The organism is Caulobacter sp. (assembly GCF_035254145.1).
Lineage (GTDB): Bacteria > Pseudomonadota > Alphaproteobacteria > Caulobacterales > Caulobacteraceae > Caulobacter.
Genome location: NZ_DATFAV010000168.1, coordinates 1 through 13232 on the forward strand (window position 1 = coordinate 1; position 13232 = coordinate 13232).

The window sequence follows — 13232 nt, forward strand, 5'->3', positions numbered from 1 at the left end:
GGCCGCCTTCGCCATGACCCGTCACCTGCTGGATTTGGGCCATACCGACATCGCCTTCATCGAGGGGCACCCGGATCACGGGGCCAGCGCGCTTCGCCTCGCGGGCTTTCGGGAGGCGATGGGGCAGGCGGGGGCGGCGCCGTCCCGCTCTCGGCTGGAGCAGGGCAACTTCACCTTCGCGTCCGGACGCGCCAGCGGCTTGCGCCTTTTGGCGCGGGCCGAGGATCGCCCGACAGCCATCTTCGCCGCCAACGACCTGTCGGCCCTGGGGGTGATCGCTGCGGCGACCGAGCTGGGCCTGCAGACGCCGCAGGACGTGTCGGTGGCGGGGTTCGACGACAGCAACGCCGCGCGCATGGTTTGGCCGCAACTGACCACCATCCGCCAGCCGCTGGAGGCGTTCGCCAGGGCGGCGGTCGAGCAGGTGATCGCCGGCGAGGCGGGCGAGGTCCGGCGATCGGTCGCGTTCGAGCTGCTGGCGCGAGGCTCCACCGGTCCAGCGAGGACCTAGGGCGGCGGCGCGACCGTGCTGCGCGACACCAGCTCGAACCCGAAGGTCCGGCCCAGAGGCGCGTGAGCGCTGTTGGGGGGATTGATCAGGAACCCGATCGTCGCGGCGGCCATCGCCGTCATCGAGTAGCGAATGCTGGTCAAGGGCGGAAATGACAACGCCGCCGCGTCGCTGTCACCGAACCCGGCCACCGACAGGTCCGCGGGGACCTTGAGGCCCAGGCCACGCGCGGCGTCGAGCACCGCCAGGGCGATCTCGTCCGTGGCCGCCACCACGGCCGTGGGCCGTTTCGGGCCTTCCAGCAGGATTCGCGCGCAAAGCCCCGCGGCCTCAAAGTCGTTGGCCGCCGAGTCGATGGCGGCGGGCGCCAGGCCCTTGGCGTCCAAGGCTGAGTGGAAGCCTTCCAGCCGCAGCGCCGACAGGCCGTCGCCGCGTCCCAAGAAGGCGACGCGGCGATGGCCGGCCGCCAGGATGTGGTCGGTGATCGCGCGGGCCGCGCCGATCTCGTCGGCGCCGACGCGCGGGCCCTCGCCCATGCGGGAGGGCGAGAAGCGCACGAAGGGCGCGCCCAGCTGTTCCAGCATCGCCAGGATCTCAGGCGAGTCGCAAAGGGGCGGGCAGACGATGACACCGTCGGGGCGCAGGGTCGCCAGCCGCGCGGCGACCGCCCGCAGCCCGGCTTCATCGCCGTCGATCGGCGCGCTGTCGACCACCATGTGGTAGCCCGCCTGCCGGCAGTGCACGATCATGCAGCGCTGCAGCTCGGCCGTGGCGGCCGAGGCCGCGTCGTTGATCAGGGTCGCGACCAGGAAGGATCGGGCCCCGGGGAGGGCGCGGGCGAAGACGTTGGGGCGATAGCCGAGCGCGGCGGCGGCCGCTTCGACGCGCTCGCGGGTCTGGGCGCTGGCGTAGCCCGTGCGGTTCAGCACCCGCGAAACCGTCATCAGCGACACGCCGGCCCGTGCTGCGACTTCCTTGATCGTGGCTCTGTCGGCTGCCTTGGGGCGCATCAGAACGGTGTGCAGGGGGGCGGCGGGGAGGTCAATCGGTGTTTGCCTCCGTCCGCCGGCGATCCGTCTAACTCTCCGAACTGTATGGGCTGAAAACAATTGAAGGAGCGTGTCGCAATTGGAATTGACAACGTTATCACATGCGGTTGCTATGGGCCTGCTCGCGACCGTCGATCAGGCGGCGCGCGTCCATAATCCATAAGAGCGCCGCGAAACGGCGGGGAGGAGACGATGATGAAATCGCTATGGCTCGCCACGGCGTGCGCCCTGCTGATGGGGGCTGGGCACGCGGTCGCCGCGCCGGCCGCCGACACGGTCACCCTGGCATCAGGCAAGATCCAAGGCGTCGTCGCCGACGGGGTCCTGTCGTTCAAGGGCGTCCCCTTCGCCCAGCCGCCCGTGGGCGAGCTGCGCTGGCGCGCGCCGCAGCCGGTGAAGCCCTGGACCGGGGTGCGCCCGGCCAAGGCCTATGGCCACGACTGCATGCAAAAGCCCTTCCCGAGCGACGCCGCGCCGCTGGGAACCGAGCCGGCCGAGGACTGCCTGGTGGCCAACGTCTGGCGTCCGGCCGAAGCCTCGACCAAGCCGCTGCCGGTGATGGTCTGGATCTATGGCGGCGGTTTCGTGAACGGCGGCTCCTCGCCGGCCGTCTACGCCGGCGACCAGTTCGCCAAGCAGGGCGTCGTCCTGGTCAGCTTCAACTATCGCGTCGGCCGCTTCGGCTTCTTCGGCCATCCCGCCCTGACCGCGGCCAACGCCGACGGCGGGCTTTTGGGCAACTACGGCTACATGGACCAGATCGCCGCCCTGAAGTGGGTGAAGGAGAACGCCAAGGCGTTCGGCGGCGACCCCAACAACATCACGGTCTTCGGCGAGTCGGCGGGCGGCGGCTCGGTGCACATGCTGCTGACCTCTCCCCAGTCCAAGGGACTGTTCCAGAAGGCGGCGATCATGTCGGGCGGCGGCCGTGGCAGCCTGATGGGGCCGCGACGCCTCAGCCAGGACGTACCGGGCGCGCCCTCGGCCGAGACCATCGGCGTCAACTTCGCCAAGTCCGTCGGGATCGAAGGGACGGGGCCGGACGCCCTGAAGGCCTTGCGCGCCCTGACCGCCGAGCAGGTCACCGCCGGTCTTAACATGGCGGCGATGTTCAACCCGTCGGGCCCGCCGACCTACGGCGGTCCGATGCTGGACGGCAAGATCGTGGTCGCCGATCCCGAGGTCGCCTATCGCGCCGGAACCCAGGTGAAGGGGCCGGTCATGGTCGGCGCCACGAGCGCGGACATCGGCTTCGGCTTCGCCCAGACCAAGGACCAGGTGTTCGATCCGTTCGGCCCGCTGAAGGCCCAGGCCCAGGCGGCGTACGATCCCAAGGGCGACGCCGACGTTCGGTTGGTCGCCTACACCGTGGCTATGGACAAGATGATGGTCGAACCTGCGCGGTTCGTGGCTCAGGCCATCTCAGCCCAGGGCGTTCCGGCCTACGAGTACCGGTTCTCCTACGTGGCGGACTCCATGAAGGGCGAATGGAAGATGGGCGCGCCGCACGCGACCGACATCCCATACGTCTTCGACACCGTGAAGGCCAAGTACGGCGACGCCCTGTCGGCCAAGGACGCGGCTATCGCCAAGGCGGCAAACGCTTACTTCAGCAACTTCGCCAAGACCGGGAATCCGAATGGGCCCGGGCTTTCGACCTGGCCCCCCTACGACGCCAAGAGCGACGTGCTGATGGACTTCGGCGCGGATGGCGTGGCGGTCGCCAAGCCCGAGCCCTGGAAAGCCCGCATGGACGTCACGGCCGCCTCGGCCCAGCCGTCCGGCGCCGTGGCTCAATAAGCAGGAATGGGAGGGGGCGTGATGCTTCGTAAGACCTTGATGAACGGCGCGATCGCGTTTGCGATCGTCGCCTCGGCCGGTGCGGCCCAGGCTCAGAGCGCGGCGGCCGACCGCCCGTGGATGAACACAAAACTCTCGGCCGACGAACGGGCCAAGTTGCTGGATCAGGCGCTGACCGAGGAGGAACGCTACGGCCTGCTGCACGGCATCATGCCGCTGGCGTTCTTCCCGGGGGCGAAGATCCCGGAAGACGCCGTGCCGGGCGCCGGCTACGTGCCGGGCGTGCCGCGCCTGGGCGTGCCGCCGCTGCGCGAGACCGACGCCAGTCTCGGCGTCTCCAATCCCGGCGGGATGCGCAAGGGCGACACCGCCACCGCCCTGCCTTCGGGCCTGGCGCTGGCCGCTAGCTGGAATGCCGACAACGCCTACGCCGGCGGCGCGGTGGTCGGCGAGGAAGCGGCCAAGAAGGGCTTCAACGTCCTGCTCGGCGGCGGCCTGAACCTGGCCTCCGATCCGCGCAACGGCCGCAACTTCGAATATCTGGGCGAGGATCCGCTCCTGTCCGGCACGTTGGCCGGCGCGGCCGTGCGCGGCACGCAGGAGCAGAAGATCGTCTCGACGGTGAAGCACTTCGCGCTCAACGATCAGGAGACCGGTCGCAATGTCGTCGACGCCCAGATCGATGAGCAGGGACTGCGCCAGGGCGAGTTGCTGGCCTTCCAGTTCGCGATCGAGAAGGGCAAGCCCGGCTCGGTCATGTGCGCCTACAACAAGATCAACGGCCATCACGCCTGCGACAACGACTTCCTGCTCAACAAGGTGCTGAAGGGCGACTGGGCCTGGCCGGGCTGGGTGATGTCCGACTGGGGCGCGGTGCCCGGCGTCAGCGCGGCCGCCAATGGTCTCGACCAACAGTCCGGCGAGCAGCTGGACCGTCAGGTCTGGTTCGACAAGCCGCTGAAGGCCGCGGTGAGCAGCGGCCAGATCCCGCAGGCCCGCATCCACGACATGGCCCAGCGCGTGTTGCGCTCGATGTTCGCGGTCGGTCTGTTCGACACGCCCTCGCGCCAGGGACAGCCGATCGACTACGCGGCCGGCGCCAAGGTTTCGAAGACTACCGCCGAGCAGGGCGTGGTGCTGCTGAAGAACGATCGCGGCCTGCTGCCGATGGCCCGGACGGCCAAGAAGATCGTCGTGGTCGGCGGTTATGCCGACCTTGGCGTGCTGTCGGGCGGCGGTTCGGCCCAGGTGATCACCGGAACCGGCAACGCCGCCTCGATCCCCGTCGGCGGGGAGAGCCCGCTGGCGATGCTGGCGAACCAGGTTTACCACCCCTCGTCACCGTTGAAGGCGATCAAGGCCAAGGCGGGCAAGGAGACGACGGTTCGGTTCGCCGACGGCCGCTATCCCTCCGAGGCCGCGGCCCTGGCCAAGGACGCCGACGTCGTCGTGGTGTTCGCCAACCAGTGGATGATGGAGAGCATCGACGCCGGCGACCTGTCTCTGCCTCAGGGCCAGGACGGGCTGATCGCCGCCGTCGCCGAGGCAAACCCCAACACCGTCGTGGTGCTGCAGACCGGCGGGCCGGTGCTGATGCCCTGGTTGGGCAAGGTAGGCGCGGTGGTCGAGGCCTGGTACTCGGGCGTCAGGGGCGGCGAGGCCATCGCCGACGTCCTGTTCGGCGACGTCAATCCGTCGGGCCGACTGCCGATCACCTTCCCCGCCTCGTACGACCAGTTGCCCAACCGTCAGATCCCGGGCTTCGGCTATGTCGGACCCAGCTTCACCGATCCGCCGGAAGTGGCCGCCGAGAAGATGAAGAGCTTCGCCGCGCCCCATCCGTACGGCTCGGACATCGGTTACCGCTGGTATGCGCGCAAGGGCTTCAAGCCCCTGTTCCCGTTCGGCCACGGCCTGTCCTACACCAGCTTCAAGTACGGCGACCTGAAGGTCTCGGGCGGCGACACCGTCACCGCCAGCTTCGACGTCACCAACACCGGCCCCAAGGCGGGGGTGGATGTGCCCCAGGTCTATCTGACCGCCCGCTCGGGCGCGCCTGAACTGAGATTGCTGGGCTGGTCGCGGGTCGAGCTGGCCCCCGGCGAGACCAAGCGCGTCACCGTCACCGCCGACCGCCGCCTGCTGGCCGACTTCGACGTCAAGGCCCGCCAGTGGCGCGTGGACGCCGGGACCTACGACGTCGCGGTCGGCGCGTCGTCGACGGCCCTGGACGCCAAGGCCTCGGCCAAGGTCAAGGCTGGAGCGATCAAGCCCTAGAGCCCTGGCCTGCCTTCGGCCGCGTGGTTTCCTCCTGCCGCGCGGCCGAGGTCTTTTTCGAAATTGATCGAACGGAACGCCGACCATGACCATCAAGCCATGTCTCCTCGGGTTGGCGTTCGCCGCCGCGCTGCTGTCGGCCGGCGGCGCGAGCGCCCAGGCCCCGTCTCAGGATCCCGCAGCCAGCTGCTTGCCGCGTGGCTTCTTTTCAGGGCCGGCCGCCTACAAGTCGGTGGAGCAACTGCCGGACGGGCGCGTGACCTTCCGCCTGTGCGCGCCGGACGCCCGGGTGGCCCTGGTCACCAGCACCGACAACGCCGACGTCATCCCGATGGGCTTTGGCGGCGGGCCGCGCGGGCTGGCGATGGTCAAGGACGCGACGGGCCTATGGAGCGTCACGACTGACAAGCCGGTCGCCGCCGACACCTACCGCTTCAACTTCAATGTCGACGGCGCGCGCGTGCCCGATCCGCAAGGCACGCGGTTCTCGGAAGAGCGGGTCGGCGTCAACAGCACGTTCGAGGTGCTGGGTCCCGCCGGCGCCTTCCAGACCTTCGACAAGGCCGTGCCGCATGGCGCGGTGTCGACGATCGAATACTGGTCGACATCGCTGAATGTCCGCCGCCGCGCTCACGTCTACACCCCGTCGGGCTACGAGAAGGGCAAGGGCGTCTATCCGGTGCTCTACTTGGTGCACGGGGCGGGCGACAGCGACGACAGCTGGACCTCGGTCGGCCACGCCCACTACATCCTCGACAACCTGATCGCGGCGGGGAAGGCCCGGCCGATGATCATCGTCATGCCCTCCGGCCATACGCCGGACCGCCCCGGCGCGGACATGCTGACCAACACCGATTTCCGCGACGACTTCCTCAAGGACCTGATCCCGTACGTCGACGGCCACTACCGCACGATCGCCAAGCCCGACTCGCGCGCGATGGCGGGCCTGTCGATGGGCGGGGCGCACACCATTCAGAACGGCCTGACCCATCCGGAGCTCTTCCACTACATCGGCATCTTCAGCATGGGCCTCCAGTCGGCGGAGCAGGCGAGCGCCTACGCGGCCCGCAACGACGCGGCGCTCAAGCAGGGCGCCAAGGCGTTCAAGTTGGTCTACTACGCGATGGGGAAGGACGATTTCCTGTATGCGACGGTCGCGCCGACCCGGGCGACGCTCGACAAGTACGGCATAGCCCACGTCTACAATGAGAGCGGCGGGGGGCACACCTGGATCAACTGGCGTCGCTACCTCGCGGACTTCGCGCCGCGCCTTTTCAAGTAGGAACTCTGGGGCGGAAAAGTCTCCGAGGTGCGCCGCCGGGTCGCTTTTGGAGCCTGGGCCCCGTCAGTGTTACTCCGAAGCGCCAGGGGAGGGCGCTGAACGTCATGCACATCACGCTGGGCCAGATCCGCGCCTTCGTCACGGTGGCCTCGACCCGCAGCTTCACGCGCGCGGCCGAGGTGTTGGCGCTCTCCCAACCGGCGCTCACCAACCGTGTCCGGCAGTTCGAGGAGTCCCTCGGCCTGCGTCTGTTCGACCGCAGCACCCGCTCGGTGGAGCTGACCCACATCGGGCGTGAGCTGCTGCCGATCTTCCTGCGCCTAGTCACCGAGTTCGAGGGGGCGGTGGTCAACGCCCGCGACTTCGTATCCAAGGCCAAGGGCGTCGTGCGTCTGGCCTGCCTGCCGTCGTGCGCGGCGACCCTGCTGCCGGACGTGATCGCCCGCTTCCAGCTCGACCACCCCGACGTGACCTTCGAGGTCGAGGACGCCCTCAACAGCAGCATCACCACCCTGGTACGCGAGGATCGCGTCGACTTCGGCATCGGCATGGCCGACGAGAACGACGACGACATCGAGCAGATCAAGCTGTTCGACGACGCCATGATGGTGGTCCATCCCGAGGGGCATCCGATCGCCGAGGCGCCGACGATCTCGGTCGACACCCTGGCGGCCTATCCGCTGATCCTGATGAACCGGGGCAGCAGCGTGCGCGACCTGGTCGACGGCGCGTTCATCGCGGCGGGGCGGACGGCGACGCCGGCCTGCCAGGTCCGCTACATGACCACGGCGGTGGCCCTGGTGCGGGCGGGCCTGGGCCTGGCGATCCTGCCCTCGACGGCCGTCGAGATCCGCAGCCAGGCCAATGTCCGCGCGCGGCCGATCCGCGACCCGGCCTTCACGCGCACGATCGTGCTGATGCGGCGACGCCATTCGCCCGTCCGGCCCGTCGTACAGGCGTTCATCGATAGTGTGTGCTCGGCTCGCGGATCCAATTCGTGCGGATTTATCGAGTAAGGCTATTAATCGATCCAAACTTCCGTTTTGTGCGAGGGCTCGGGTGATCGGCATATAAGCCTGACAAGCTGAATGCAGCGTCCAGGAAGAAACGCCCCTAATGCTCGCTCTCATCGGCGTCGCGGCGATCCTCGCCCTGACCGCGGCGATCCTGTCCAACCGCGCCTCGCCCGTCGCGGCGCTTATCCTCATACCGTTCGTCGCGGCGATCGCGATCGGCCAAGGCGCCCAGGCGCCGGCTCTGATGGTCGCGGGGATCGGCAAGATCGCGCCGGTGGCGGCGATGTTCGTTTTCGCCATCCTGTTCTTCGGCGTTATGACCGACGCGGGCCTGCTGGATCCGATCGTCCGCCGCATCCTCAAGGCCGTGGGCCGTCGGCCCAGCCGGATCACCGTGGGCACCGCGCTGCTGGCGCTGATCATCCACCTCGACGGCTCGGGCGCGGTCTGCTTCCTGGTCGCCATCCCGGCCATGCGCCCGCTGTACGACACCCTGGGCATGGACCGCCGGATCCTGGCCTGCGTGGCCTCGCTGGCGGCCGGCGTGAACTTCCTGCCCTGGACCGGCCCGACGGTGCGCGCCGCCTCGGCCCTGCACATCTCGGTGCTGGACATCTTCAAGCCGATGATCGGCGTGCAGCTGGCGGGGCTGGCCTTCGTCTTCGTCGTCAGCTGGTGGCTGGGCAAGCGCGAGGAAAAGCGCCTGGGCCTGACTTGGGCCGTCGCCGACGGCGGGCCCGGGCCGGCCATCCCCCAGCACGGCGCCGAGCCGGACCTGGCGCGCCCGAAGCTGTTCTGGCTGAACCTGGCCTTGACCCTGTGCGCCATGGGCGTGCTGGTCGCGGGCGTCGCGCCGCCGGCCGTGGTGTTCATGGTCGCCTTCGCCGCGGCCCTGCTGATCAACTATCCCAAGGTCGCCGACCAACGCGCCCGGATCGACGCCCACGCCCGCTCGGCGCTCCTGATGGCGTCGGTGCTGATCGCCGCCGGGGCTTTCACTGGCGTGATGGGCGGCGCGGGCTTCCTGAAGGCCATGGCCGACGCGGCGGTGGCCAACGTCCATCCCGACAGCGGCCGACATATCCCGTTCGTCCTGTCGCTGGTGGCCATGCCCCTCAGCATGGTGTTCGACCCGGACTCCTTCTATTTCGGCGTGCTGCCGGTGATCGCCGAAACCCACGCCCGCCTGGGCGGCGCGCCGGTCCAGGTGGCCCAGGCCGCCCTGGTCGGACAAATGACGGCCGGCTTCCCCGTCAGCCCTCTGACCCCGGCGACCTTCCTGGTGGCGGGCCTGGCGGGGGTCGAGCTGTCGGCCCACCAGAAGTTCGCCTTCCCATTCCTTTATGGCGCGTCGCTGGTCATGGCGGTCGCTTGCCTGCTGCTGGGGCTGTTTCCGCTTTGACGTCCTTTTCCAAACATCGCGTCGTCCGCATCGGCGCCGGCGCCGGCTTCGCCGGAGACCGCATCGAGCCCGCCGTCGAACTGGTCCGTGAAGGCCGGCTCGACTACCTGGTCTTCGAGTGCCTGGCCGAGCGCACCATCGCCCTGGCCCAACGCGCGCGCCTGGGCGATCCGGGCGGAGGCTACGACCCGCTGCTGGAGGCGCGGATGCGCGCCGTCCTGCCGCTATGCGTCGAGAAGGGGGTGCGGATCGTCTCCAACATGGGCGCGGCCAACCCGACCGCAGCGGCCGCCCGCATCGCCGAGCTGGCCGCCGACCTGCGGCTGCCGGGCCTGAAGATCGCCGCCGTGGTCGGCGACGACGTGCTGGACTTGATGGCTGGCTCGACCCGGCCGCTGCTCGAGGTCGGCGGCGATGTCGCCAGCCTGGGCGACAGCCTGATCTCGGCCAACGCCTATCTGGGCTGCGAGCCGATCGTCCAGGCGCTGGCCGGCGGCGCTCAGATAGTGGTGACCGGCCGCGTCGCCGATCCGTCCCTGTTCCTGGCTCCGCTGGTCCACGAGTTCGGCTGGTCGCTGGACGACTGGGAGCGGCTGGGTCGAGGCACCGTCGTCGGTCACCTGCTGGAGTGCGCCGGCCAGGTCACGGGCGGCTACTTTGCCGATCCCGACGTCAAGCGGGTGCCGAACCTGGCGCGTCTGGGCTTTCCCCTGGCCGAGGTCTCGTCAGACGGCTCGGCGGTGATCACCAAGGTCGAGGGCTCGGGCGGTCTCGTGGACGTGGCCACGTGCACCGAACAGTTGCTGTACGAACTGCACGATCCCTCGCAGTACCTGACGCCCGACGTCACCGCCGACTTCTCGACCGTGCGGTTCGAGGCCGACGGTCCCGATCGCGTCGCCGTGCGTGGCGGCGGCGGCCGACCGCGCCCCGCCCAATTGAAGGTGTCGCTGGGTCGCAAGGAGGGCTTCATCGGCGAGGGGGCCATCTCGTACGCGGGCTCCAGCGCCGTGGCGCGCGGACGCCTGGCCCTGGACATCATCGCCGAGCGCTTCCGGCTGACTGGCCTTTCGCCCGAGGAGGCCCGGTTCGAGCTGATCGGAGTCGACGCCGTTGCGCCCGAGAGCCTGGCCTCGGCGTTCGCGCCGATGGAGGTTCGCGCCCGGATCGTGGCCCGCACCCGCACCCAGGGCGAGGCCGAACGCGTCGGCCGCGAGGTCGAGGCGCTCTACACCAACGGCCCGGCGGGCGGAGGCGGCGCCACGCGGCTGGTGACGCCGGTCATTGGCGTGGTCTCGACCCTGATCGAGCGCGAGCTGGTTCGGCCCAGCGTGATCTTCGAGGTGGCGTTATGAAGCTGCGCGATCTGGCCCACGCCCGCAGCGGCGACAAGGGCGATGTCTCGAACATCTCGATCATCGCCTACGACCCGGAAGCCTATGAGCGAGTGCGCCGCGTCCTGACGCCCGAGCGGGTCAAGGCGCACCTGCGCGACATCGTGCGCGGCGAGGTGCGCCGTTACGATTTGCCCGATCTGATGGCGCTGAACTTCGTGCTGAACGGCGCCCTGGGCGGCGGCGTGACGCGATCGCTGGCGCTGGACGCCCACGGCAAGTGCCTGAGCGGCCTGCTGCTGGAGCTCGAGCTCGAGGAGACGCCGTCATGAGCCTTCGCAAGGCGCTCGGCTTGGGCGCGGCCCTGGCGACGATCCTGGCCGCTCCGGCGGTCGCGGCCCCGGCGCCCAGGGGCGTCACGGTCCTGCGCCACCTGACCTTCGACGGCGTCACCGACGACCTGGTCGGCCTAGCCGCCAAGCCCGCCCCCTACGCCGATCCGCTGCATCCGACCGCCGCCGAGTTGCGCCGGGCGACCATGGCCGTTCGCGCCGACCTGACCTCGGGCTGGGGACGCCTGTTCGGACCCACGATCGACGCCGCCACCGGCCAGCCTTATCCAGACGGCGGGCGCGTGGCGGGCGAGGAATACCTGGCCTACACGCACGGTCCCGGCGGCGGAAAGAGCGCCGTTCTGCTGCAAATCCCCGCCAAGCTGTCGCGAGCGCGGCGCTGCATCCTGGCCGTGCCGCAGGCGGGCTCGTTCGGGATCTATCACGACATCTCCACGACGGGCTTCTGGGGGCTGCAGCGCGGTTGCGCGGTCGTCTACACGGACAAGGGCCACGGCACGGGCGTGCACGATCTGGCCAGCGACACCGTCACGCTGATCGACGGGACGACCGCCAAGGCCGTCGAGGCCGGGGCGCTGTCGCACTTCACAGCGCCGCTGTCGGCCAAGGCCCGCGCCGCCTTTCTGGCCCGCTGGCCCCACCGCATCGCCTTCAAGGCCGCCAACTCCAAGCTCAACCCAGAAAGCCAATGGGGTGAGGACGTGCTGCGCGCGATCCGTTACGCCTTCTGGCAGCTGAACGCCCGCGATGGCGGCGGCTGGACCTCCGACAACACCCTGGTGATCGTCTCGGGCAATTCCAACGGCGGCGGGGCAACGCTCTATGCGGGCGAGAAGGATCATGAGGGCCTGATCGACGGTCTGGTGGCCGGCGAGCCCCAGGTCCAGGTGCGGGGCGATCCCGCCATCCGGGTGCTGCGCGGCGACAAGGCGCGGGCCAACGGCGCGCGCACCCTGTTGGACTATTTCACTTTCGCCAATCTCTACGAGCCGTGCGCGGTGCTCGCCATGCCCGACGCGCCGTGGACCGACCGCGTCACCCGCGCCGCCGACCGCTGCGCCTCGCTGAAACAGGCGGGCCTGCTGGACGCCGTCGACCTGGCCGGCCAGGCGCGCGAGGCTCAGGACCGCCTGCTGGCCTACGGCTTCGATCCCGAGACCCAGGTGCTGAACGCCGCGGGCTATCTGATCGGCCCGGACGCCACGGCGGCCAAGTACGCCAGCGACCACGGACGCTTCGGCGTCGAGCGGCGGATCTGCGGCTACAGCTACGCCTCGGTCGACGGGGAGGGGCGCCCGCGCCCGGTTCCGCCCGCCGAGCTGGCCGAAATCTTCGCCAAGGCGGCCGGTGGCGCGCCCACCGGCAGCATCGACCTGATCAACGACAACGACCCGCGAGGGCCGCGCCGCAACGACCTGTCGATCTCGCCCAGTACGGGCCGGGTCGACTACAATCTGGACGGCGCGCGCTGCCTGCGCGAACTGGCGGTCGGCCGCTCGGCCGACGCCCGGCGGGTCCAGGCCGGCGTCGCCGCGTTCCTGGCCGACGGGAATCTGCACGGCAAGCCGACGATCATCGTCCACGGCCGCGCCGACAACCGCGTGCCGCCCGCCTTCAGTTCGCGGCCCTATCTGGCGGTCAACAGCCTGCGGGAGGGCGCGGCCAGCAAGCTACGCTACCTTGAGGTGGAGAACGCGGAGCATTTCGGCTTCGCCATGCCCGGCTTCGACACCCGCTTCGTGTCGCTGGCCTACTACAATCTGCGGGCCCTCGACTTGCTATGGGACAGCCTGATCACCGGCGCGCCGCTACCTGATAGTCAGGTCGTCCGTACGCGCCCGCGCGGCGGCGCTCCAGGCGCGGCGCCCGCCCTGACCCTCGACAACATTCCGCCGATCGCCATCGCGCCGCTCGCGGCCGACCGGATTCACGTGCAGTTGGGTGTCGTCGCCATGCCGGACTGAATGCGGGGGAATTGATAACGACGACTGATCAATCGATCAGGAAATGCCATTTCCCCAGGGTTCGGCTTATCGAGTAACAACGGTTTCACACGCTGGCGCGCGACCGGCGACAGGAGGGAACTTCAGAGTGGATCACATTCTGACCTAGCGGCTCGTTCGCCGCCCAAGCTCGAAAGCCACTTCGACACCAGCGGTCGCGACCTCGCGCGCGACCGATCGGCGCTCTGCGTCAAAAACAAAAAAG

General features: G+C 69.5%; 10 protein-coding genes. 9 read left to right on the top strand and 1 reads right to left on the bottom strand.

Translation table 11 applies throughout. The features are described 5' to 3' along the window. Nucleotides 1–511 (top strand): substrate-binding domain-containing protein (locus VJ655_RS10050; protein ID WP_324110920.1); only part of this gene is annotated, 511 nt, incomplete at its 5' end. On the opposite strand, the gene VJ655_RS10055 is transcribed toward VJ655_RS10050, so the two are convergent. Beyond that, nucleotides 508–1521 carry a LacI family DNA-binding transcriptional regulator gene (locus tag VJ655_RS10055; protein WP_324110921.1) on the bottom strand — a complete coding sequence of 338 codons (1014 nt, stop codon included), beginning with the start codon at nucleotides 1519–1521 and terminating at the stop codon, nucleotides 508–510. The two genes, VJ655_RS10050 and VJ655_RS10055, sit on opposite strands and share 4 nt — an antisense overlap. A gap of 234 nt (nucleotides 1522–1755) precedes the next feature. Here VJ655_RS10055 and VJ655_RS10060 point away from each other — a divergent pair, with 234 nt between their 5' ends. From VJ655_RS10060 to VJ655_RS10095, 8 genes are all read left to right on the top strand, one after another. After that, complete coding sequence (locus VJ655_RS10060; RefSeq protein ID WP_324110922.1) at nucleotides 1756–3360, top strand: carboxylesterase/lipase family protein; 1605 nt, start codon at nucleotides 1756–1758, stop codon at nucleotides 3358–3360. 21 nt (nucleotides 3361–3381) lie between these two features. Then, a complete protein-coding gene (locus VJ655_RS10065) occupies nucleotides 3382–5637 on the top strand; it encodes a beta-glucosidase (RefSeq protein ID WP_324110923.1) in 2256 nt (751 codons plus the stop codon). Nucleotides 5638–5722: 85 nt separating this feature from the next. Next, a complete protein-coding gene (locus VJ655_RS10070; protein WP_324110924.1) occupies nucleotides 5723–6919 on the top strand; it encodes an alpha/beta hydrolase in 1197 nt (398 codons plus the stop codon). Nucleotides 6920–7023: 104 nt separating this feature from the next. After that, complete coding sequence (locus VJ655_RS10075) at nucleotides 7024–7935, top strand: LysR family transcriptional regulator (RefSeq protein ID WP_324110925.1); 912 nt, start codon at nucleotides 7024–7026, stop codon at nucleotides 7933–7935. Between the two features lie 100 nt (nucleotides 7936–8035). Next, nucleotides 8036–9337, top strand: coding sequence for a citrate:proton symporter (locus VJ655_RS10080; RefSeq protein ID WP_324110926.1), 1302 nt, complete (start codon nucleotides 8036–8038; stop codon nucleotides 9335–9337). Next, on the top strand, nucleotides 9334–10692 hold the full coding sequence (locus VJ655_RS10085; RefSeq protein ID WP_324110927.1) for an acyclic terpene utilization AtuA family protein: 1359 nt from the start codon (nucleotides 9334–9336) through the stop codon (nucleotides 10690–10692). Before VJ655_RS10080 ends, VJ655_RS10085 begins: the two co-directional genes overlap by 4 nt. Further along, nucleotides 10689–11003: an AtuA-related protein gene (locus VJ655_RS10090; RefSeq protein WP_324110928.1), complete on the top strand. Its 315-nt coding sequence runs from the start codon at nucleotides 10689–10691 to the stop codon at nucleotides 11001–11003. Before VJ655_RS10085 ends, VJ655_RS10090 begins: the two co-directional genes overlap by 4 nt. Next, nucleotides 11000–12988: a 3-hydroxybutyrate oligomer hydrolase family protein gene (locus VJ655_RS10095; RefSeq protein WP_324110929.1), complete on the top strand. Its 1989-nt coding sequence runs from the start codon at nucleotides 11000–11002 to the stop codon at nucleotides 12986–12988. The genes VJ655_RS10090 and VJ655_RS10095 overlap by 4 nt, the downstream gene beginning before the upstream one ends. Nucleotides 12989–13232 lie beyond the last annotated feature (244 nt).